Genomic DNA, 21,832 nt, shown 5'->3' with positions numbered 1-21,832 from the left:
GGGGCCGCCGTCCGGCCGCGGCGGCCGAGGCGGCGGCCGGGCCCGCCCGGCACCGGCGCGACAAGCGGGAGAAGCGGGAGGCCCGGGAGACTCGGCCGCCCCGGGAGACCCGGGCAACTCGGGCGCCCCGGGAGAAGGCAGAGACCCGGGAGACGGGGGAGACCCGGCAGGCGTCGGCGCCCGCCCAGCGCAAGCCGCGCAGGCTGGGGCGGACGCTGTTGCTGCTGATCTTCCTGGCGCTGGCGGCGGCGGTGGTCTACGCGATGATGTTCATGCCGCGCTCCAAGGACGACGACGGCCAGGGCCGTACGGGTTCGGCCGGTACGCCGAGCGCGGCGCCGCACGACCCCGCGGACGGCGACGAGGGGAAGGCCGGAAAACCGGCCGCCTCCGGCGACCCCGGCGACCAGGAACCGCAGTCCACCGACCCGGCCGGGCTGGCCAAGGGCTTCGCGGTCCGCAAGGACCCCAAGGGCTTCAAGGTCGCCGTCCACGAGGACTGGACCCGCCGGGGCGAGAACGGCCGCGGCCAGATCCGCTACATCGGCGGCGACTTCGAGCTGGTGGTCGTGGCCGGACGGGACAAGATGTCCGAGTTCGGCGGCGACCCTATGGCGTACCAGCAGGACCGCGAGGCCGAACTGTCCGCCTTCCGCGGCTCCTCCTGGGCCTCGTCCTCGGGGCTGCGGCGGATCGACGTCGGCCGGACGGCGATGGCGGAGGGCTCGTTCCGTTGGCGCGACAGCAGCGGGCGGAACGTGTACGCGCGCAACCTCGCGATGCTGATCGACGGCCGTTACCACGTGGTCCTGGTCATCGGCCCGTCCGACGAGCGCACCGCGGTCAACCGCTACTTCCAGCAGGCCACGGCCACGTACAGCACGACCAACGGCTAGCGCTCAGACGCCATCCGGGGCTTGGGCCGCTTCGCGTGCTGCCTCGGCGCCGTGCGCCGCGAACCGCTCCCGCAGCCGGTACTTGAGCACCTTACGGAGCGTCTCATTGCGGGGCAGGGCGTCCACCACTTCGAGCCGCTCCGGCAGTTTGTGCACCGACAGCCCCGCCTCCCGCAGATATGACACCGCCCGGCCGAGCGTCAGCGCCTCCGCCCCCGCCGGCTGCTCCACGACGGCGCAGACCAGCTCGCCCCGGTCGCGGTCGGGCAGGCCGATCACCGCCACATCACCGACGTCCGGGTGCTGGTACAGCAACTGCTCGATCTCCTTGGCCGAGATGTTCTCGCCCTTGCGGATGATGATGTCCTTGGCGCGGCCGGTCAGCACCAGATGGCCGCTCTCCGTGAGACGGCCGAGGTCGCCGGTAAGGAAGAAGCCGTCCGCGTCGAACGCCTTACGGGTCTCATCGTCGTCCAGATATCCGGCGCAGACCGCCTCGCCGCGCAGCCCCACCTGGCCGTCCACCACCCGGATCTCCATCTCCCGGGGCGGTCGGCCCTCGGTGGTGGCGAGGTTCTCGGCCGTGTCGTCCGGCGCACCCATGGTGATCATGGGGACTTCGGTCATCCCGTAGCCATGGGTGAGCGTGCAGCCCAGCTCCCGTACGACCTCGTAGTAGAGCTCGGGCGGTTTGGGCGCGCCGCCGCCCGCGAGGAGCCGCAGGGTGGGGATGAGCCTGCGCGAGGGGTCCTTGCGCTGTTCGGCCAGGAACATCGAGTAGAAGGCGGTGCTGCCGCCCGCGACCGTCACCCCGTGCCGCCGGTAGGCGGGCAGCGACTCCGGCAGGGAGAAGTGCTCGAGCAGCACGGCCGGGAAGCCGTACAGCAGCAGCATCACGGTGTAGTCGGGCCCGGCGACATGGGCGTACGGGAAGGCCATGGACCCCACGTCGTCCGGGCCGAGCCGCAGTGCGTGGGCGAGACAGGCACCGGCGGCGATGAGGCTGCGGTCGGTGTGCAGCACGCCCTTGGGGTCGGAGGTGGTGCCCGAGGTCCAGTAGATCCAGCGGACGGCCCGCCCGTCGGTGGGCGGCGGGGGCAGCCGCAGGGCCTTGGGGTCGGCCACCGGCAGGGTGTCGTACGCCTCGAAGACCAGCGGGGGTTCGGGCAGTTCGGCGGCGAGGCGGCGGGCCATCGCGGTGTGGTCGAAGCCGCGCCAGGTGCCGGGCACGGCGAAGAACCGCGCCCCGGACTCGCGGAGCGCGAACCGCACCTCGCGGTCGCGGTAGTAGGGGATCAGCGGGGTCTGCACGGCACCGAGGCGGGCCAGCGCCATGGTCAGCACGACCGTCTCGATCCGGGTGGGCAGTTGCCAGGCGACCCGGCTGCCGGGGCCTATCCCCATCCGGTGCAGCCCGGCGGCGGTCCGCTCGGCGCGGGTGCGCAGGGCGCCGAAGGTCAGCCGCCGGTCATGGCGGGCGGAGGCGCCGGCCTGGAGCAGGACGGGGGCGCCTGGGGTGAGCGCGGCGCGCCGTTCGAGCAGTTCCCACAGCGTCGCCGAGCTGCCGAGCTCATGCTCGTCTTGCACGTCTTGCACGTCTTGCACGTCTTGCGCGTCTTGCACGTCCTGCGCGTCTTGCGCGACGTCGGTCATCCCGGCCTCCCATGGAACTCTTCCGGAACCGTTCGAGGCGATCGTGTGCTCATTAGCTGACGGGCCATCAGATAATGCTGGAAGCGTAAGGCCGCGCGCCTTGTCGGTCCAGGGGGTGCGGGCTAGCCTGCGGATGCCCGCCTTGTCTGACGGGGCATCAGAAATGGAGGTCGGCCGCTGATGGATCTCGCCTTCACCGAGGACGAGGAGGACTTCCGGCACCGGCTGCGCGCCTGGCTCGCCGACGCTCTGCCCATGCTGCCGGACCGCCCGCATCCGGCCGACTGGCCCGGCCGCCGCGCCTATGACTGCGGCTGGCAGCGCATGCTCCACGACGCGGGGTACGCCGGGCTGCACTGGCCGAAGGACGCGGGCGGCCAGGGCGCGACGCCCACTCAGCATCTGATCTTCCTGGAGGAGACCGAGCGGGCCGGTGCGCCCTATGTGGGCGCGGGCTTCGTCGGACTGCTGCACGCGGGCCCCACCATCGCCGCCGAGGGCGCCGCCGAGCAGCGGGCCCGCTGGCTGCCGCCGATCCTGCGCGGGGACGAGGTGTGGTGCCAGGGGTTCTCCGAACCGGACGCCGGCTCCGACCTGGCGTCGCTGCGCACCCGGGCGGTACGGGACGGCGATACGTATGTCGTCAGCGGAAGCAAGATCTGGACCTCGCATGCCGAGATCGCCGACTGGTGCGAACTATTGGTGCGCACCGCGCCGGTAAACGCCGACACGCCGAAGCACCGGGGCATCACCTGGCTTGCGATGCCGATGGACGCGCCCGGGGTCACGGTGCGACCGCTGCGGACCCTCGCCGGGACGGCGGAGTTCGCCGAGATGTTCCTGGACGAGGTGCGGGTGCCGGTCACCCACCGGGTCGGGGAGGAGAACGACGGCTGGCGGGTGACCATGGTGACCCTCTCCTTCGAGCGCGGTACGGCCTTCGTGGGCGAAGTGGTCGCCTGTAGGCGGGTGCTGGAGGCGCTGGCCCGCACGGCGAAGGCCAACGGACGCTGGGACGACACGGTGCTGCGGCGCCGGTTGGGGCGGCTCGCGGCGGAGTGCGCGGCGCTGTGGCGGCTCACCCAGTGGAATGTGAGCGAGGCGCAGCGCACCGGCGGGGTGCCGGGCGTCGGCGGCTCGGTCTTCAAACTGCGCTTCTCACAGGTGCGGCAGGAGCTGTACGAGGCGGCCGCCGAGGTGCTGGGGCCGGACGCGCTGGACGCCGGTCAGGAGTGGGTCGCGGACCGGCTCTCGTCGCTCTCGTACACGATCGCGGCGGGGACCTCGCAGATCCAGCGGAACATCGTGGCCGAGCGGATCCTCGGCCTGCCGAAGGGACGGTGAGCGGGGCCATGGACTTCCAGCTCACGGACGACCAGCGGGCACTGCGGGCGGGCATGCGCGAGCTGCTCGAACGGCGCTTTCCGCGCGCCCGGCTGCGGGCGGTGGTGGACGGGGACGCGGAGCGGGGTGCGGAGTTGGACCGGGCGCTGTGGCGGAAGCTGGGCGCTGCGGGTCTTTTCGCGCTGCGGGTGCCGGAGTCGGCGGGCGGGGTGGGGCTGGGGCTGCCGGAGGCGGTGCTGGCCTTCGAGGAGGCGGGCCGGGCCCTGCTGCCGGGCCCGCTGGTCGCGACGGAACTGGCGGCGGGGCTTTCGGGGGCGTTGGCGGCGGGGGGTGCGGTGCCGGGGTCGTCGGAGGCGGGGCTTTCGGGGTTGGCGGCGGGTGCTGTTCAGGGCGAGACGGTGGTGACGGCGCTGGACGAGGGGGGTGCGCGGGCGCCGGTGGAGCATCTGGCCTGCGCCGACGCGGTGCTGGCGCTGGGGCCGACGACGGTCGGGCTGATCCCGGCGGCGGAGGTGGCGCGTGCGGCGGAGCCGATACGGTCCGTTGACCCGGCCACCCCGCTGCACCGCACGGCCCCGAACCGGGCCCGGCAGGACCCGGCGGGGCCGAGCCGTTCGGGGATCGCCGCCCGGCTGCGCCGCGAGGCGGCGCTGCTGACCGCGGCACAACAGCTCGGCAGCGCCTCCCGTACGGTCGAACTCGCGGTGGACCACGCCAAGCGCCGTACCCAGTTCGGTCGGCCGATCGGTGCCTTCCAGGCCGTACAGCATCTGTGCGCCCAGATGCTGGTACGCGCGGAATCATCCAGAAGTGTGGTGTATGCGGCGGCGGTCACGGAAGACCCGGGTGACATCGCGGCCGCCAAGCTGCTCGCCGATGAGGCCGCTGTCCACAATGCCCGCGATTGTCTGCAAGTCCATGGCGGGATGGGCTTCACCTGGGAGGCGGATGTCCATCTGCATCTCAAGCGGGCCTGGGTGCGGGCAGGTCAGTGGCAGTGCGCGGCGGCGGCGGAGGAGGAACTCGCGGCCGGGCTCGTGTCGACCGTTGAAACATGTTTGTAGCCGAGCTCGATGGATACGCCTGAATTGTTGGGATGTCGCATTCTCTGGGGAGATCCCCAGAGCGTCTGAGGTGACCGAGCGTTGATACCAGGTTGTTTCCTAGGCGTGACTCGTCACAGGGGGGAGTCGGGCCCGGGCTCGGGTACTCTCCGTGGGGTGCGAACGCTTATGGGGTGCAAGAAGCCCGGCGTTGCCCATGGGGCGATTCCGGGCACGCCGACGTGCCCCGCTCGTACGGGGTATGCGACGCCTGAGCTTCGGTGTTCGAGTCCTCAGGACGTGTGTCGCACAGTATGCCCCACGCATACTCCTTGGCGCTGGAATATGACCGAAGCGCTTGTTGGGGTGACTGTACGTCAACCATGCTGTCGCGCAAGTCTCCCAGCGCAAGCTGGGGGAGCGTCACGGTCCGTGACCTCTTGGAGGTACAAGGCGATGTGTGTGCCGGTTCGGATGGTGTGAGCAGTGCAGGTGCTTCAGGCGCAGATGGAGGTCCGGCCCGATCCGGCGGAGGTGAGCCGTGCCCGTAGGTGGGCCCGTTCGCGGCTCGTCGGATCGGGGATCGGAGCCGACGAGCCGCTCGCTGAGACGTTGATTCTGCTCATTTCCGAACTCGTCACCAACGCCGTGGTGCACACCGGCTGTCCGGCCGTGCTGCGGATGCTCTTCCCCGCCCAGTCGATGGGCGGCGGGGGCACCGGTGGGAGCGGTGGCGGTCTCGGCGGGGGCGGAGCCTCAGGGCCGTTCGGCAGCCGGGGTGCGGGCCTGGGAACGGTCCGGGTCGAGGTCGCCGACGTCAGCGACCGCGCGCCGCGCCAGCGCTGTGCCGATGAGGACGACACTCATGGGCGCGGTCTGGAGCTGGTCGACGGTCTCGCCGACCGATGGGGCTGGCAGCCGGAGGGCTCCGGCAAGCGGATCTGGTGTGAAATCGACCGCGCGAAGGGCGAGGAGCCGCTCTCCAAGCGGCGAGCGGCCTCTCATGCGCCGTCGCACATGGGACGAACCAGGCAAAGTCCAGACCAGGTGTTGACGTGACGTGTTCGGTTGATCACTCTAGGATCAGCGATTCGTCGCGAGGGGACGCCGAGGGCTGTGGTGTCTCTGTGGGCCCTGTGTTCACAGTGACGTTCCTTGGCGAGTGCGGGTCGCGCCCCCGCCGCTGAACCAGGGCTCAGCGTCGGGAGCCGGGTGGCGGTGCGCGGTGCCGTGCTCGGGGCGCGCATGAGCGCACCGCCGCCCGAGAAGAACGACCCGCCATCCCCTTCCGGGCGCCAGGGGTCACGACATCAGAGGATCGCCACGGGGGCGACGGGCGCGCCCGTGCCGCCGGCGAACGGCTCGGGCGGGGCCGACAGCAGAAAGGCGTAGCGCCCCTCCTCGGCGCAGGCGTCGGAGAGTTCCTCCAGATTCCAGTTCTGGCCCTGGAGCATGCCCATCTCGACCAGATCGAGGGCGTGGACCGGCATCCAGAGGTCCTCGATCTCCGGGGGGAAGATCTCGAAGGTCAAGGTGTCATTGGCGACCGCCGCCACATCGCGGGCGTGGAACCACTCCGGTGTGCGCAGGGAGAGGCCCGGCGAGGGGTAGGCGTATGCCTCCTTCTCGCCCGCCAGATACCGCTGGATCTGCCCGGTGCGGACGAGGACGATATCGCCGGGGCGCACCGTCGTCCCGGCCAGCTCTTCGGCGGCGTCGAGGTCTTCGGGGGTGACCGTATGCCCCTCGGGCAGCCGCTCGGCGCCCCGGGCCCGCGCCACATCGAGGAGCACCCCGCGCGAGACAAGGGGTCCCGCCTTCTCGATACCGCTGAAGGCGGCGCGGTCATGGGTGGTGATGGAGTCGGCGGGGCGGCCGTTGTAGATCCTGCCGGAGTGCGAGACATGGGCCAGCCCGTCCCAGTGGGTGCCGGCCTGAAGCCCCATCGTCACCGCGTCGTCGCTGGTCGCCACGGTGCCGGGGCCGAACATCTCGAAGTTGACGGCGATCATCGTATGCAGCGGGTTGATCCGTCCGGGGATCATTCCGGTCTGGATGCCGTCCTGCCGCAGCGGCACCGCGAGCGGGATGCGACGGCCGGTCCGTATTGTCGCGGCGGCCTCCCGGACCACGGCGTCGGTGATCAGGTTGAGCGTGCCGATCTCGTCGGCCGTCCCCCAGCGGCCCCAGTTGTTGACGCGCTTGGCGATCTCGTGGAACTCGGCTGGCAGCGGCATGGCATCTCCTTCGTCGTTCCCGGTCGACGTTTGTGCGCGAGGGCTTGTACTCGGGCCGCGTCTGCTCAAAAATCTAACGGACCGTCAGAAACTCCGGGAGGGGATGCGTCGTGGGCAACTTCTTGGACGGCAAGGTGGTCGCCGTCACCGGGGCCGGACGCGGTATCGGACGAGCGGTGGCTCTGGCCTGCGCGGCCGAAGGGGCACAGGTGGTCGTCAACGACTACGGGGTCTCGATCGAGGGCGGCGAACCGAGCAGCGAGGTCGCCGAGGCCGTGGTCAAGGAGATCACGGCCTCGGGCGGTGAGGCGGTCGCGGTCGCCGACGACGTTTCGACCATGGCCGGTGGCCAGCGGATCGTGGACACCGCGCTCGACCGGTACGGACGGCTGGACGGGGTCGTCTGCGTCGCCGGAATCCTGCGCGAGCGGATGCTCTTCAACATGTCCGAGGAGGAGTGGGACCCGGTCGTCGCCACCCACCTCAAGGGCACCTTCACGGTCTTCCGGGCGGCATCGGCGGTGATGCGCCGCCAGCGCTCGGGCACCCTGATCGGCTTCACCAGCGGCAACCACCAGGGCAGCGTCGCCCAGGCCAACTACGCCTCCGCCAAGGGCGGGATCATCTCCCTGGTGCGCAGCGCCGCGCTGGGGCTGCACAAGTACGGCGTCACCGCGAACTGTGTCGCACCGGTCGCCCGCACCCGGATGTCCGCCAACGTGCCGATGGAGCTCAAGGAGATCGGCGAGCCGGAGGACGTGGCGGCCCTGGTCGTCTATCTGCTGAGCGAACGCGCCCGCGCGGAGCGGATCACCGGGCAGGTCTATACGATCGCGGGCCCCAAGATCGCGGTCTGGGCACAGCCCCGTGAACTGCGCGCCGGATACACCGAGGGCGCCTGGACCCCGGACAAGATCGCCGACTTCCTCCCGGGCACGGTCGGCACCGACCCCATGCCGATGCTGGCCCAACTGGAGGCCATGGCCCAGGCAGCCGCCACCGGCCAACGCCCCAACGCCTGACCGCGACAACAGCGACAACAGCGATAGCAGCGATAGCAGCGATAGCAGCGACAAGGGCGACAAGAACAACAAGGGCGACAAGCCCAACAAGGGCGACAACGGCAGGGCTTGCACGGAACACCGCAGCGCCGACGAGGGGAGAGGCCGTGGACTTCGCTTTCGGACCGGAGGACGAGCGGTTCCGCGCCGAGGCGCGCGACTGGCTGGCCGAGCACTTCACCGGACCGTTCACCGCCCTCGAGCAGGAGCCCGGCGGCCACCCCGGCGAGGCGCGCGGCGATATGACCGCCCGCCGCGCCTGGGAGCGCGAACTCGGCACGGGCGGCTGGATCGGCCTGGGCTGGGACCGTACGGACGGGGCGTACGGCAACCGCGCGGCGACGCTGACCCAACAGGTCGTCTGGGCCGAGGAGTACGCCCGCGCCGGGGCACCCGGCCGCCTGGGCCATATCGGCGAGAACCTCCTCGCGCCCACCCTCCTCGCCCACGGCGACCTCGCACAGCGCGCCCGCTTTCTGCCGCCCATCGCCCGTGCGGAGGAGCTGTGGTGCCAGGGCTACAGCGAACCCGACGCGGGCTCGGACCTCGCCGGGCTGCGGACCCGCGCCGTCCGCGACCCGGGCGAGGGCACCTATCGCATCACCGGGCAGAAGATCTGGACCTCCCTCGCCCACGAAGCCGACTGGTGCTTTGTGCTGGCGCGCACCGAGGAGGGCTCACAGTGCCATCATGGACTCTCCTTTCTGCTGGTGCCGATGGACCAGCCGGGACGGATCGAGGTGCGGCCGATCCGGCAGTTGACCGGGACCGCGGAGTTCAACGAGGTGTTCTTCGACGGGGCCGTGGCCCGCGCCGAACACCTCGTCGGCGGCGCGGGCCACGGCTGGCGCGTGGCCATGAGCCTGCTCGCGGTGGAGCGCGGGGTCTCCACCCTGGTCCAGCAGATCGGCTTCGCCCAGGAGCTGAGCCGGGTGGTGCGGCTGGCGCTGGAGACCGGCGCCGCAGAGGAGCCCGTCCTACGCGATCGGCTCATCCGGCAGTGGGCCGAGCTCAAGGCCATGCGCTGGAACGCCCTGCGCACCCTGGGCGCCGCACAGAAGCCCGCCCCGAACCCCAACCCCGCCCGGGACCCTGCCCCCAACCCCGCCCGGAACTCAGCGCCGAACCCCGCCCGGGACCCCGCCCCGCGGAAGGGTGCCGCCCATGACCTCCCCCCGGGGAGCGCGAACTCCCAGGCCCCCGGCCCCCAGGCCCCCGGCCCACGCGATCCCGGTCCGCAGGATCCCGGCGCGCCCAGCGTCGCCAAGCTGCTGTGGGGCGGCTGGCATCAGCGGCTCGGCGAGCTGGCCGTGCAGGTGAGAGGCGCCGCGGCCGCACTCGGCCCGGCGCGCTGGACCGCCGGCCGGCCGTACGAACTCGACGCCTTCCAGCGTCTCTTCCTCTTCTCCCGCGCCGACACCATCTACGGCGGCTCGGACGAGATCCAGCGCACCATCATCGCCGAGCGCGTACTTAACCTCCCCAAGGAATCACGCCGATGACGAAGACCTATGCGCACTGGATCGGCGGCTCGTGGCGGGATCCCGGGAACGGGCACTACCCCGTCATCAACCCCGCCACCGAGGAGACCGTCGGCCATGCCCCCGAGGCCGACCCGGCCGACGTGGACGCCGCCGTCCGGGCCGCCCGCGCCGCGTACGACGGCTGGTCGCGCACCGCCCCCCGGGAGCGCGCCGCCGTACTCGACAGGGCCGCCGATCTGCTCGCCGAGCACACCTCGGACCTGGTGCCCGTCGTCCAGGCGGAGACCGGGGCGACGCTGCGCGTCACCTCCGCCCTCCAAGTGCCCCCGGCGATCGATCGCTTCCGCCGCTATGCGCGCGGCGCCCTCGAACCGGACACCGTGCCGCTCGCCCCGCTGCCCATGGCCGCCACCCCGCTGGCGCCCGGCGGGCTGATCGGGGCGGCAGCGGTCCGCCGTCCTCTTGGTGTCGTCGGCTGCATCACCTCCTATAACTTCCCTCTCACGAATCTCGCGGGCAAGGTCGCCCCGGCCCTGGCCATGGGCAATACGGTCGTGGCCAAACCCGCGCCGCAGGACCCGCTGTGCTGTTTGGAACTCGGCCCCCTGCTCAAGGAGGCCGGGCTCCCGGACGGTGCCTTCAATGTCGTCACCGGCTCGCGCGCGGCCGCCGGCGAGGCGCTGGTCGCGCACCCCGGTGTCGACATGGTCAGCTTCACCGGATCCACCGCCGTGGGTAAGAAGATCGCCGAATCCGCGGGGAGGTCGATGAAGCGCACCCTGATGGAACTGGGGGGCAAGGGCGCGGCCATCGTCCTGGGGGACGCCGACGAGCGAGCGATCGCGTCGGCGGTCGGGGCGGTCGGTTCGACCTTCTCCTTTCACAGCGGGCAGATCTGCACGGCGCCGACCCGTGTGCTCGTCCATCGATCGCTGTACGAGAAGGTCATCGCCGCACTCACACACTACGCAGAGTCACTGAAGATCGGGGACCCTGTGGATAACTCCACGATCGTCGGTCCGTTGATCTCCGCCGCGCAGCGCGATCGCGTCGAGGCGTATGTCTCCGGCGCCCGTGACCAGGGCGCCCGGATCGTCGTGGGCGGCGAACGCCCAGCCCGCAAGCCCGGCTTCTACGTCGCCCCCACCCTCATCGCCGACGCCGACCCCACGATGACCGTCGCGCGGGAGGAGCTGTTCGGACCGGTCGTCGTGGCCCTGCCCTTCGACGACGAGGACGAGGCGGTGCGGATCGCCGACGCCACCCCCTACGGCCTCTACGACTACGTCTTCAGCGCCGACGCGGGCCGCGCCTGGACCCTCGCCGCCCGTCTGCGCAGCGGAAACGTCGGCATCAACACCGCCCAGCGCCACCCCGAGACGCCGTTCGGCGGGTTCAAGGAAAGCGGAGTCGGCCGCGACGGCGGCTCGTTCGGCCTGCACGCGTACAGCGAACTCCAGTCGCTGGTCTGGGTCTCCTGAGGCACGGGGAAGGGTGATGAGGATGAGAGGCGTCATCTTCGACGGCACGGCGCCGCGCGTGGTCGAGGACCTGGAAGTGCGCGACCCCGGCCCCGGCGAGGTGCTGGTGCGCATCGCCGCCGCGGGGCTCTGTCACAGCGATCTGTCGGTCGTCGACGGCACCATCCCCTTCCCCCTCCCGGTCGTCCTCGGCCACGAGGGCGCGGGCGTGGTCGAGGAGATCGGGCCGGGCGTCACCCATGTCGCTCCCGGCGATCATGTGGCGCTGTCCACCCTCGCCAACTGCGGGACCTGCGCCGACTGCGCCCGGGGCCGCCCCACCATGTGCCGCGCGGCGATCGGCCGGCCGACCCGGCCCTTCCGCCGCGGCGACGAGCGGCTGTACAACTTCGCCTCTAACTCCGCCTTCGCCGAGCGCACCCTCGTCACCGCCGTCCAGGTGGTGCGGATCCCCGAGCAGATCCCGCTCGTCTCCGCCGCCCTCATCGGCTGTGCCGTCCTGACCGGCGTCGGCGCCGTGCTCAACCGCGCCAAGGTGGACCGCGGTGAGTCGGTCGTCGTCATCGGCAGCGGCGGCATCGGGCTCAATGTGCTGCAAGGGGCCCGGATCGCCGGGGCGTTCCCCGTCGTCGCCGTCGACTCCAACCCCGCCAAGGAGCCGCTGGCCCGGCGCTTCGGCGCGACCCACTTCGTCCCCTCCACCGACGCCGTACGGGAACTCCTGCCGACCGGCGCGGACCACGCCTTCGAATGCGTCGGCTCGACCCGGCTCATCCGTCAGGCCGTCGATCTGCTCGACCGGCACGGCCAGGCGGTGCTGCTCGGCGTGCCGCCCGCCGACGCCGAGGCGGCCTTCCGCGTCTCCTCCATGTATCTGGACAAATCCATCCTGGGCTGCCGCTACGGCTCCTCACGGCCGCAAGCCGATATCGCCCGGTACGCCGACCTCTACCGGCAGGGCTTGCTGCTGCTGGACGAACTGGTCAGCAGGACCTACCCCTTGGAGGACTTCGCCAAGGCCGCCGACGACGCCCACCACGGCAGGGTGGCGCGCGCCGTGCTCACCTTCTGACGGGCTCCGACCACTGCTAACGGACTTCCGACCGGCTGCATCTGCTCATGAAGCAGCAGTACGGCCTTGTCTCCTGCGCCGCGTTCCCGCTCCACGCGACCCTCGCGGGCAATGTGCACGCCACGGTCACCGAGGAGGAGCTGATCGCGGTGCTGGATCCGCTGCTGTCCGAGGCCACGGCGTTCACCACGTACAACGCCGGTATCGAACGGCACGGCAAGGGGTTCGCGTACAACGTGCACCATCTGCCGGACGGGACGCCCAATCCCGAGATGGTCGACCTGGTGCTCTCGGTGAACACCGCGCTGGCGCCGGTGTCGACCGTTCAGCCGGACTTTCTCTTCAAACCTTTCGACCCGGCGGAATTCCGGGCGCATCTGTCCGTGGCCTCCCATGAGCTGACCCTGCGGCCCGACCTCTATGAGGAGACCGGGGAGTTCCTGGACACGCTCGACGCGGATCCGCCCAAGCGGTTCACCACCGACACCATCTCGCTGTTCCGCTTCCACAGCGGCGACTGGAACGCGCAGTGGTGGCGGGACATGACCTGGGTGCATGTCCGCAGTTGGCGGCTCGGGGGCGCGGAAGCGGCCGTGACGGGCTGAGCGGACCAGGCCCTGTCCCGCTCCCGCGAAGCCCCGCCGGACAGGGCCTACGCACGGGCGTCCGCGCCCGAAGCCGTATCGGCCTCGGCGCCGGAAGCCGTATCGGCCTCGGCGCCCGCGCGGAAGGTGCGGCGGTAGGCGGTCGGGCTGACGCCCACGGCCGCCTGGAAGTGCTGGCGCAGGGACGCGGGGGAGCCGAAACCCGCCTCGCGCGCCACCTGGTCCACCGAGAGATCGGTGTCCTCCAGGAGGTGACGGGACCGCTCCACCCGCTGCCGGGTCAGCCACTGGCCCGGGCTGACGCCGACCTCCTCGCGGAAGCGGCGGGTGAACGTCCGTACGCTCATCGACTCCTGGGCGGCCAGCTCCCGCAGCGAGATGGGCCGGTCCAGCCGGCCGAGCGCCCAGGCGCGCGCCGTCGTCGTGGTGGCCTGCTGGGGCTCGGGCAGCGGGCGCGGGATGTACTGGGCCTGGCCGCCGTCGCGATGGGGCGGCACCAGGCTGTGCCGGGCGACGTCGTTGGCGACGGCCGTGCCGTGGTCGCGCCGCACCAGATGCAGACACAGGTCGATTCCGGAGGCGACACCGGCCGAGGTGAGCACATCGCCGTCGTCCACGAACAGCACATTCGGATCGACCTTGATCGTCGGGAAGAGCCGCTGGAACTGGCCGACGCTGGCCCAGTGGGTGGTGGCCGGGCGGCCGTCGAGGAGACCGGCGGCGGCGAGCACGAACGAACCGGTGCAGATGGAGACCCAGCGCGCGCCCGGCCGGGCCTGGGCGAGCGCGGCGGCCAGCGGCTCGGTCATCCGGCCCTCCTCGCGGACCGGGCCGAGCGCGTACGAGGCGGGCACCAGGATGGTGTCGGCCTCGGCGAGGGCCTCCGGGCCGAGCTCCACGGCGATCGGGAAGTCGGCGTCCGTGGGCACCAGGCCGGGCTCGACGGTGCAGGTGACCACCTCGTACAGCCGCCGGCCGTCGGCGGAGCGGGCCTTGCCGAAGATCCGGTACGGAATGCCCAGCTCGAAGGGGATCACACCGGGGAGGGCGAGGACGACGACGCGATGGCGCCCGCCGGCGTCACCGGGCGGGGATTGGGGCACGTGCGGCCTCCCGTCGTTCGGGCATGGCCCCTCAAGGGGCATGGCCCGATCCTAGCGAATACTGTCTCACGGGCCACTCGTCGTGATGGAACCGCTGCTCAATGCTGGTCCGGTGACGCAGACAACCGAACTCTCCGGAGCTCCCGAACAGGGCGAGCAGCCCGACCGGCCCCCACGGCGGGCCCTCCCGCGCCTTCCGCACCGCGCCTGGTCGGTCGCCGCCATCGCCTTCGTGACGATCATCGGCGCGGCCGGATTCGCCTCCCTGCCCGGTCTGCTCATCGATCCGCTCCATGACGAGTTCGGCTGGTCGCGCGGCACGATCGGGTTCGCGGTCTCCGTCAACCTCGCCCTCTATGGGCTCACCGCACCCTTCGCCGCCGCTCTGATGGATCGCTTCGGCATCCGTAAGGTCATCGCGGCCGCGCTCGCCGTCATCGCGACCGGTGGCGGCCTTACGGTCTTCATGACCGAGCCCTGGCAGCTCATCCTCTGCTGGGGCGTGCTGGTCGGCCTCGGCAGCGGCTCCATGGCGCTGGCCTTCGCCGCCACCGTGACCAACCGGTGGTTCGTCGCCCAGCGCGGTCTGGTCACCGGCATCCTCACGGCGGGCGGGGCCTCCGGGCAGTTGATCTTTCTGCCGCTGCTCTCCTGGATCGTCGAACGGCACGACTGGCGGCCCGCCGCGATGACGGTCGCGATCGCCGCGCTGGCGATCGTTCCCCTCGTCTGGCTGCTGCTGCGCGACTACCCCTCGGACGTGGGGCTGGCCCCGTACGGCGCCGACGGGCCGCCCACCCCGCGGCCCGCACCCCGGCACGGCGCGGCCCGGCGGGCCGTCAAGGCCCTCGCCTCGGCCTCGCGCACCGGCACCTTCTGGCTGCTCGCCGGCACCTTCGCGATCTGCGGCGCCTCGACGAACGGCCTCGTCAAGACCCACTTCGTGCCCGCCGCGCACGACCACGGCATGCCGGTGACGGCCGCCGCGAGCCTGCTCGCCGTCATCGGCGTCTTCGACATCATCGGGACGGTGGCCTCCGGCTGGTTCACCGACCGCTTCGACGCGCGCCGGCTGCTGGCCATGTACTACGCGCTGCGCGGCCTCTCCCTGATGTTCCTGCCGGTCCTGCTGGCCGACGCGGTGCATCCGCCGATGATCTTCTTCATCGTCTTCTACGGTCTCGACTGGGTCGCCACCGTGCCGCCGACCATGGCGCTGTGCCGTGAGCAGTACGGGGAGGACAGCGCGATCGTCTTCGGCTGGGTGCTCGCCTCCCACCAGGTGGGAGCCGGGGTCGTGGCCTTCGTGGGCGGTGTGGCGCGGGACGCCTTCGGCTCGTACGACCTGGTCTGGTACGGCGCGGGGGCGCTGTGCGCGATCGCCGCGCTGATGTCGCTGGTGATCCGGCGCGGCCCGAACGCACAGACCGCGGCGGCCACGGCCTAGGGGCCGCGCGGCCTTACGGGGCTTACGGAAGGCCGCGCGGCGCCTTACGGAAGGCCGCGCGGGCTCATGGAAGCGCCGTGAACTCCCCGAAGGAGCCGCGGTGGAAGAGCAGCGGCCCCGATCGCGCCGCGGACTCGTCCGTTCCCAGGGCCCGGACGCGGCCCACCACGACCAGATGGTCGCCGCCCGTGTGCACGGCGTGGACCGCGCAGTCGATCCACGCCGGGACGCCCGCGAGACGCGGCGAGCCGGTGACAGGGGACGGTTCGTGGCGCACGCCCGCGAACTTGTCGGGGCGCCGCGAGCCGCTGACCGCGAAGGCGCGGCACAGCTCGCCCTGGTGGGCGCCCAGGACGTTGACGCAGAAGACGCCCGCGCGGGCGATGCGCGGCCAGGTCGTGGAGGTGCGGGCGACCATGAAGGCGACCAGCGGCGGGTCCAGGGACAGCGAGGCGAAGGACTGGCAGGCGAACCCGGTCGGGCCGGTTCCGTCGACGGTGGCGATCACGGTGATCCCGCTCGCGAAATGGCCCAGTACGCGGCGGAATTCGGCGGCGTCGACCGGGGGCCGCTCATCGTCGCGCACACAGCGCAGCTCCGGTGGGGGCAGCGGGTCGACCGGTCGTACGGAGGCGGTCGGCGAGCCGACCGCCCGGAGGTAGCGGACGGCGGTGGCGGCCATACCGGCGTGTCCCATCATGGCCCGTCCCCCTTTCTTGGCTTGCCCGACGGTTTTCCTGGCTTGTGTGATGGCCTTCTTGTTCTTTGGGACCGCGTGGGTCTGTGGTCTCTCAGCGGCCTCGGTACACGGGGGGCCGGCGCTCGATAAACGCGCTCACGCCCTCCTGGGCGTCGGCCGTGGTCATGTTGGTCTCCTGCGCCGCCGCCTCGGCGGCGAACGCGGCCGGGCGCCCGGACTCCAGGGAGGCGTTGACCAGCGCCTTGGTGAGGGCGAGGGCGCGGGTGGGTCCGGCCGCGAGGCGCTCGGCCCAGGCGCGGGCGGACTTGGCCAGGTCGTCGTCCGGGACGACCCGGTTGACCAGGCCCAGCCGCTCGGCCTCGGCGGCGGGCAGCGCGTCGCCGAAGAACATCAGCTCCTTCGCGCGCTGCGGGCCGGTCAGCCGGGGCAGGAGATACGCACCGCCCCCGTCGGGGACCAGAGCGCGGCGGATGAACACCTCGATGAAGACGGCCGATTCGGCGGCCAGCACCAGATCGCAGGCGAGGGCGAGATGGGCGCCGAGCCCGGCCGCCGTGCCGTTGACGGCGGCGATCACAGGCTTCTCGCAGTCGAGAACGGCGGCGATGAGCCGCTGCGCTCCGCCGCGGATCAGCCGGGCGACATCGCCCGCGACGCGTTCCGCCGCGGCCGGTGCGCCGCGCAGATCCGCTCCGGCGCAGAAGCCCTTGCCGGTGGCGGTCAGCACGACGGCCCGGACGGCCGGGTCCGCGGAGGCGTGGTCCAACAGCGAAATCAGGTGTTCTCGCTGGTCGGGGGTGATGGCGTTCATCGCGGCGGGGCGGTTGAGCGTGATCCACGAGACGCCGTTGTCAGTGGTGTGCCGTACAACGGAGTCAAGCGCTTCTTCGGGGGAGGGAGAGGTCATGGAAACGCTCCATCGGTCAGCGGCAGATCGCCAGCGCGTCCAGTGCCACGGCGCCCTGGCCGCGTTCCAGGACCAGCAGCGGATTGACGTCGAGTTCGGCGAGGTGGTCCCCGAGTTCCAGGGCCATGCGCTGGACCCGCAGCACGACTTCCACGAGCGCGTCCACATCGGCCGGGGGAGCGCCGCGCACACCGTCGAGGAGGGCGCGGCCGCGCAGTTCGGCGAGCATCGTGCGCGCCTGGTCCTCGCCGAACGGGGGGACGCGTACGGCGGCGTCGCGGAACACCTCGACGAGCACCCCCCCTATACCCACGGTCACGGTCGGGCCGAAGAGGGTGTCATGGCTCATGCCGACGACCATCTCCACCCCGCGCTGGACCATCTGGCAGACCAGCACCCCGTCCAGCTCGACGCCCTCGCAGCGGGCGATGTCGGTGAGCTCCCGATAGGTGTCGCGGACCTGGCTGGCCGAGGTCAGCCCCAGCCGGACCAGCCCCAGCTCGGTCTTGTGGGCGAGCTGCGGCGCGGATGCCTTCATGACGACGGGATAGCCCACGAGCCCGGCGGCGCGGACGGCCGCCGCGGCGCTGGTCACCAACTGCTCGCGCGGCACCCGGATGCCGTACGCCCGCAGCAGTTGTTTCGCCGCGTGCTCGCTCAGGCGGCCTCCTGGGCGCAGCAGATCGCGCACCTTGCGCAGGGACGGGGACGGGGTGCGCGGGGCGTCGTCGAAGGGGGAGCGGTAGGAGGCGGTGAAGCGGTGGTGCCCCAGATAGGCGCGCACGGCGGTGATGCAGTTGGCGAACGTACGGAAGGTGGCCACGCGCGAGGAGCCCAGCAGGGTGGTGCGGTAGGCGTCCTCGGTGCCGACCGGCGAGCCCCACACCACGCACACCAGCTTGTCCGTCTGCTCCGCCGCCTCCACCAGATCCTGCGCAAGCTTGTCGCTCATGGGCGGAAAGGGGCCGGTGATCGGGCAGATCAGCACGCCCACGGCGGGATCGGCCAGGATCGCGTCGATGATCTTGCGGCCGCGCCAGTCGCCGACCGGATGACCGCCGTTGTCGACCGGGTTGGCGACGCTGAGATCGCCGGGTATCCACTGGTGGAGTTCGGTCTGCTTCTCGGTGGAGAGGGTGGGCAGGGTGAGTCCCGCAGCGGTGGCGAGGTCGGAGAAGTGGGCCCCGGTGCCCCCGGAGATCGAATACACCACGACGCCCTCGGCGAGCGGCGGGCGGGCGCGGGCGAGCAGCGCCGCCGTGTCCTGTAGCTCGTCCAGGCCGTCCACGCGGATCACGCCGAACTGCCGCATGGCCGCGTCCACCACCGCGTCCGAGCCGGTCAGCTTGCCGGTGTGGGAGGCGGCGGTGCGGGCGCCGGTCTCGGTGCGGCCGACCTTCACGGCGACGACGGGCACCTTCGCGCGGGCGGCCCGGTCGGCGGCGAGGAGGAAGCTGCGCCCGTCCTTCAGCCCCTCCGCGTACAGGGCGATGGCGCCGACCTCGGGCCGGTCGGCGAAGTAGGAGATGAAGTCGGCGGTCTCCAGATCGGCCTCATTGCCGGTCGGGGCCCAGTGGCTGAGCCGGATGCCGAGTTCCTGGAGGGTGAAGACCGGGCGGCCCTGGTGGCCTGACTGGGTGATGAGGGCGATGGCGGGCCCGTCGAGGTCGTCGCGGAACTTCTCGAAGGCGTTGAGGTTGGTGTTGGGGCCGAGCAGCCGCAGCCCGGCGCCGCGGGCGGCGGCGGCCAGTCGGGCCTGTGCGGCGGCGCCCTCGGGGCCGGTCTCGGCGAAGCCGGAGGCGAAGGCGACGGCGAACTTCACCTTGCTCCCGTCGAGTTCCTCGATGACCGGGAGCGGATCACGGACGAGGAGGACGGCGAGGTCGACGGGCTCGGGCAGCGCGGCCACGGACGGTACGCACGGAATGCCGAAGACGGCGCTACGGGAGGGATGCACCGGGTGCAGCCGGGCGCCGACGCGTTCGGCCCAGGCCAGAAGCTGGCGGGTGATACCGGTGTTGGGACGGCCGTCCGCGTCGGAGGCCCCGATGAGGGCCACCGACTCGGGATGGAAGAAGCGGTCCAGATCGGGGACGGCGGAGTGCAGCGGGCGCCCGCTGACGTCCACGTCGTCCGCGCCTTCGACGGTCCCGCCCGCCGCCTCCGTGCTGGAGACGTGCACGGCGGGGCCGGGCGCCCGCCCGCAGGCGACGGCGCGGGCATGACGGGAGTTGGTGGTCAGGGTGCCGTAGGTCGATCCAAGCATCGGTATCCGCCACTCCTGCTCGTTGGCCAATAACCGGGCAGGTGACCGGGTGGTTCGGCGGCAAAACTGACGCCAAGTCACATTACCCAGTAGTCAGGTTACTGAACTGACGGCCTGTCAGGAATGCTCGGGGCGCGGGGAACACGCAGGGTGACGGCGAGGGCGGTGGAATGCGTGCTCGGTCGGGCGCCTCCGGTGCGGTGCGTGGTGACATGCCTGTGCCTATGTCCGCGTGCGCGTTGGTGGTCTCGCCCGCTTCGTGGTCATGCCGTTGTGCGGGCCACCGTCTTGGCGATCTTCCGGGCGTCGATGGCCAGCTCGCGCAGCATCCCGCTGATCGGGTTCGTATAGCCCGTGAAGTGCAGTCCCGGGGCGGACTTCAGGGTCCGGCGACCGTGCGGGAGGGGGCGGCCGCGGTCGTCGAGTACGCCCAGATGGCCGACCAGTTCCTCGAGGCCGCGCCGGTAGCCGGTCGCGGCGATCACCACCTCGGGGCCGATCCGCGAGCCGTCGGCGAGGACCACCTTGTCCAGATCGAAGGAGTCGACCGCCGAGACCACCTCCACCCGCCCTGTCCGTACCGCGTCGACCAGCCCCACGTCCTGGATCGGGATGGCGCCCTCCCGCACGCGGGTGTAGAGCCCGGTGTCGGGCCAGGGCAGACCGTACTCGGTCAGATCCGGCATGCTCAGCCGGCACATCGCTCGCGCCGCCCGGTCCACCGCGCGCCGCGGCAGCCTGCGCACCAGGATGGCGCTCGCCTGCGCGGGCCAGCCCGCCGTGGAGCGGCGCACGATGTGCGGCACGGTGCGGATCGCCAGCCGCACCCGGGCCGCGCCGCCCTCGACCAGGTCGACCGCGATCTCCGCGCCCGTGTTGCCGACGCCGACCACGAGCACGTCACGGCCCTCGAAGGGGCGGGCGTTGCGGTAGTGGGCGGCGTGCAGCAGCTCACCGGTGTAGGCGGTGCGGCCCGGCCAGTCCGGCACCCGTGGGGTGTGGTTGAAGCCCGTCGCGACAACGGCCACGGGCGAGGACAGCGCCCGGCCGCCCGTGGCGCGCAGCACCCACTCCGTGTTGTCGGACGACCGGTCGATGCGGGAGACCTCGACCCCCGTGACGATCTCCAGCCGGTGGTGCTCGGCGTAGCGCTCCAGATAGCGCACCACGTCGTCGCGCCCCACCCAGCGCCCGTAGGACCGGGGGATCGGCAGGCCGGGGAGCGCGGACAGCCGGCGCGTGGTGTGCAGATGCAGCCGGTCGTAGTGGTTGCGCCAGGACGCCGCGACCGCCTCGGACTTCTCCAGGACGACGGCACGGATCCCGCGGTGGCTGAGCGCGGCAGCGGCGGCGAGTCCGCCCGGTCCACCGCCGATCACATAAACGGGTGAGGACTTCTCGGGGGAGCTGTCGGCCATGCGGGCGAGCGTAGCCGGGTATTTGACGGGTTTCGGTCAAAGCGATCCGGTCAAAGTGATTCCGAATGGATTGCGGACAGGTCACGGCCGGTCTGTCGGCCTGTCGGTCGCCGCTCCCGTGTCCCGTCGGTCCCTGTTCCGCTGGTGCGACCCCTTGCGCGGGCCGCGCCCGTCCCCCGAAACTGACGTACCGTCAGATTCGCTGGGATCGGAGAGGTGGGGCACGATGCGGACGATCGGGCTCAGCGGGGCCGAATGGCTCGCCGTACTGCGCATCGGACTCGGCCTGTGGTGGCTCGAGAGCTGGCGGCACAAGGACAAGAAGGACTGGTTCGAGCGCGGCACCGGTATCGGCTGGGCGGTGGGCGTGGCCGACAAGCACCGCTGGGCGTTTGTCCGCAGCGGCTTCGGTGCGGTGGTCACTCCTCGGCCCAAGGTCATGGCGTATGTCGTCGTCTACGCCGAACTCGCCCTCGGCCTCGGTCTGACGCTCGGCTTTCTGACCCCCATCGCCCTGGTCGGCGCGATCGTGCTGAATCTGCTCTATTTCCTGCTGATGATCCACGACTGGGCGGAGCAGGGGCAGAACTCGATGATGGTGCTGATCTCCGTGGTCGGGCTCTTCGGCATGAGCTGGCAGACCTGGTCACTGGACGAGGCATGGGGGCTGTTCCTGTGAGCCCGGCGCCGCCCGCGGGCGCCCCGCGCTTCGACCTGCCCGAGATCGACGCCTTCACCCGCCCCTACTGGGACGCCGCGGCCGAGGGCCGGCTGCTGATCCGGCGGTGCGCCGACTGCGGCCGGGCCCATCACTACCCGCGCGAATTCTGCCCGTACTGCTGGAGCGAGGACGTCATCTGGGAGGAGGCGAGCGGCGCCGCGACGCTCTACACATGGTCCGTGGTGCACCGCAATGATCTGCCGCCGTTCGGCGCCCGCGTCCCGTACACCGCCGCCGTCGTCGACCTCGCCGAGGGGCCGCGGATGATGACCGAACTCATCGAGGCCCCGGCGAGCGGTCCGCGCGTCGGGATGCGGCTCCGGGTGGCGTTCCGGACGGCCGATGCCGCCGAGGGGGACGCTCCCGCCGTTCCCGTCTTCCGGCCGCTGCTCGC

General features: G+C 71.7%; 19 protein-coding genes. 12 read left to right on the top strand and 7 right to left on the bottom strand.

From position 1 onward, the window contains the following. Nucleotides 1-896: serine/threonine kinase C-terminal domain-containing protein (locus KN815_RS27500; RefSeq protein ID WP_507229911.1), on the top strand; the 896-nt coding region annotated here is incomplete at its 5' end. A 3-nt stretch (nucleotides 897-899) separates the two neighbouring features. On the opposite strand, the gene KN815_RS27495 is transcribed toward KN815_RS27500, so the two are convergent. Then, nucleotides 900-2,549, bottom strand: coding sequence for an AMP-binding protein (locus KN815_RS27495; protein WP_372458490.1), 1,650 nt, complete (start codon nucleotides 2,547-2,549; stop codon nucleotides 900-902). A gap of 180 nt (nucleotides 2,550-2,729) precedes the next feature. On the opposite strand from KN815_RS27495, the gene KN815_RS27490 reads away from it, so the two are divergent. The 3 genes from KN815_RS27490 (at nucleotide 2,730) to KN815_RS27480 (ending at nucleotide 5,995) form a co-directional block, all read left to right on the top strand. Continuing rightward, nucleotides 2,730-3,893 (top strand): acyl-CoA dehydrogenase family protein, encoded by a 1,164-nt coding sequence (locus tag KN815_RS27490; RefSeq protein ID WP_216344600.1) that lies wholly within the window; start codon nucleotides 2,730-2,732, stop codon nucleotides 3,891-3,893. An 8-nt stretch (nucleotides 3,894-3,901) separates the two neighbouring features. Next, nucleotides 3,902-4,957: an acyl-CoA dehydrogenase family protein gene (locus KN815_RS27485; RefSeq protein WP_216344599.1), complete on the top strand. Its 1,056-nt coding sequence runs from the start codon at nucleotides 3,902-3,904 to the stop codon at nucleotides 4,955-4,957. Nucleotides 4,958-5,422: 465 nt separating this feature from the next. Continuing rightward, nucleotides 5,423-5,995 (top strand): ATP-binding protein, encoded by a 573-nt coding sequence (locus tag KN815_RS27480; protein ID WP_216344598.1) that lies wholly within the window; start codon nucleotides 5,423-5,425, stop codon nucleotides 5,993-5,995. 251 nt (nucleotides 5,996-6,246) lie between these two features. Here the strand turns inward: KN815_RS27480 and KN815_RS27475 are convergent, their stop codons facing one another. Beyond that, a complete protein-coding gene (locus KN815_RS27475) occupies nucleotides 6,247-7,173 on the bottom strand; it encodes a cyclase family protein (RefSeq protein WP_216344597.1) in 927 nt (308 codons plus the stop codon). A gap of 110 nt (nucleotides 7,174-7,283) precedes the next feature. Between KN815_RS27475 and KN815_RS27470 the strand changes: the two genes are divergently transcribed. The 5 genes from KN815_RS27470 to KN815_RS27450 all read left to right on the top strand — a co-directional run bounded on the left by KN815_RS27470 (nucleotide 7,284) and on the right by KN815_RS27450 (nucleotide 12,876). Then, on the top strand, nucleotides 7,284-8,195 hold the full coding sequence (locus KN815_RS27470) for an SDR family NAD(P)-dependent oxidoreductase (protein ID WP_216344596.1): 912 nt from the start codon (nucleotides 7,284-7,286) through the stop codon (nucleotides 8,193-8,195). Between the two features lie 146 nt (nucleotides 8,196-8,341). Further along, nucleotides 8,342-9,736 (top strand): acyl-CoA dehydrogenase family protein, encoded by a 1,395-nt coding sequence (locus KN815_RS27465; protein WP_216344595.1) that lies wholly within the window; start codon nucleotides 8,342-8,344, stop codon nucleotides 9,734-9,736. Further along, the gene (locus KN815_RS27460; protein ID WP_216344594.1) at nucleotides 9,733-11,199 is read left to right on the top strand and encodes an aldehyde dehydrogenase family protein; all 1,467 of its coding nucleotides are present in this window, start codon (nucleotides 9,733-9,735) and stop codon (nucleotides 11,197-11,199) included. The genes KN815_RS27465 and KN815_RS27460 overlap by 4 nt, the downstream gene beginning before the upstream one ends. Nucleotides 11,200-11,221: 22 nt before the next feature. Next, nucleotides 11,222-12,271, top strand: a complete 1,050-nt coding sequence (locus KN815_RS27455; RefSeq protein WP_216344593.1) for a Zn-dependent alcohol dehydrogenase — start codon at nucleotides 11,222-11,224, stop codon at nucleotides 12,269-12,271. A 47-nt stretch (nucleotides 12,272-12,318) separates the two neighbouring features. Further along, nucleotides 12,319-12,876 (top strand): hypothetical protein, encoded by a 558-nt coding sequence (locus KN815_RS27450; protein ID WP_216344592.1) that lies wholly within the window; start codon nucleotides 12,319-12,321, stop codon nucleotides 12,874-12,876. A gap of 47 nt (nucleotides 12,877-12,923) precedes the next feature. Here KN815_RS27450 and KN815_RS27445 read toward each other — a convergent pair whose 3' ends face one another. Then, nucleotides 12,924-13,979, bottom strand: a complete 1,056-nt coding sequence (locus KN815_RS27445; protein WP_216344591.1) for a GlxA family transcriptional regulator — start codon at nucleotides 13,977-13,979, stop codon at nucleotides 12,924-12,926. A gap of 112 nt (nucleotides 13,980-14,091) precedes the next feature. On the opposite strand from KN815_RS27445, the gene KN815_RS27440 reads away from it, so the two are divergent. After that, nucleotides 14,092-15,426, top strand: coding sequence for an MFS transporter (locus tag KN815_RS27440; protein WP_216344590.1), 1,335 nt, complete (start codon nucleotides 14,092-14,094; stop codon nucleotides 15,424-15,426). A gap of 64 nt (nucleotides 15,427-15,490) precedes the next feature. On the opposite strand, the gene KN815_RS27435 is transcribed toward KN815_RS27440, so the two are convergent. From KN815_RS27435 to KN815_RS27420, 4 genes are all read right to left on the bottom strand, one after another. After that, nucleotides 15,491-16,126, bottom strand: a complete 636-nt coding sequence (locus KN815_RS27435; RefSeq protein WP_253209277.1) for a flavin reductase family protein — start codon at nucleotides 16,124-16,126, stop codon at nucleotides 15,491-15,493. A gap of 91 nt (nucleotides 16,127-16,217) precedes the next feature. After that, nucleotides 16,218-17,033, bottom strand: coding sequence for an enoyl-CoA hydratase/isomerase family protein (locus tag KN815_RS27430; RefSeq protein WP_216344589.1), 816 nt, complete (start codon nucleotides 17,031-17,033; stop codon nucleotides 16,218-16,220). 16 nt (nucleotides 17,034-17,049) lie between these two features. Beyond that, complete coding sequence (locus tag KN815_RS27425; protein ID WP_216344588.1) at nucleotides 17,050-19,299, bottom strand: acetate--CoA ligase family protein; 2,250 nt, start codon at nucleotides 19,297-19,299, stop codon at nucleotides 17,050-17,052. Between the two features lie 263 nt (nucleotides 19,300-19,562). Further along, entirely contained in the window at nucleotides 19,563-20,717 is a 1,155-nt protein-coding gene (locus KN815_RS27420; protein WP_216344587.1) for a flavin-containing monooxygenase, read from the bottom strand. Between the two features lie 226 nt (nucleotides 20,718-20,943). Here KN815_RS27420 and KN815_RS27415 point away from each other — a divergent pair, with 226 nt between their 5' ends. Beyond that, nucleotides 20,944-21,396, top strand: coding sequence for a DoxX family protein (locus KN815_RS27415; protein ID WP_216344586.1), 453 nt, complete (start codon nucleotides 20,944-20,946; stop codon nucleotides 21,394-21,396). After that, a partial coding sequence (locus KN815_RS27410) for a Zn-ribbon domain-containing OB-fold protein (RefSeq protein WP_216344585.1) occupies nucleotides 21,378-21,832 on the top strand: 455 nt, incomplete at its 3' end. The genes KN815_RS27415 and KN815_RS27410, both read left to right, overlap by 19 nt.

The sequence above is a fragment of the Streptomyces niphimycinicus genome (genome assembly GCF_018883605.1).
GTDB lineage: Bacteria > Actinomycetota > Actinomycetes > Streptomycetales > Streptomycetaceae > Streptomyces > Streptomyces niphimycinicus.
The sequence above is the reverse complement of the archived record's forward strand: the minus strand, read 5'-3'. Positions and strand labels throughout refer to the sequence as shown.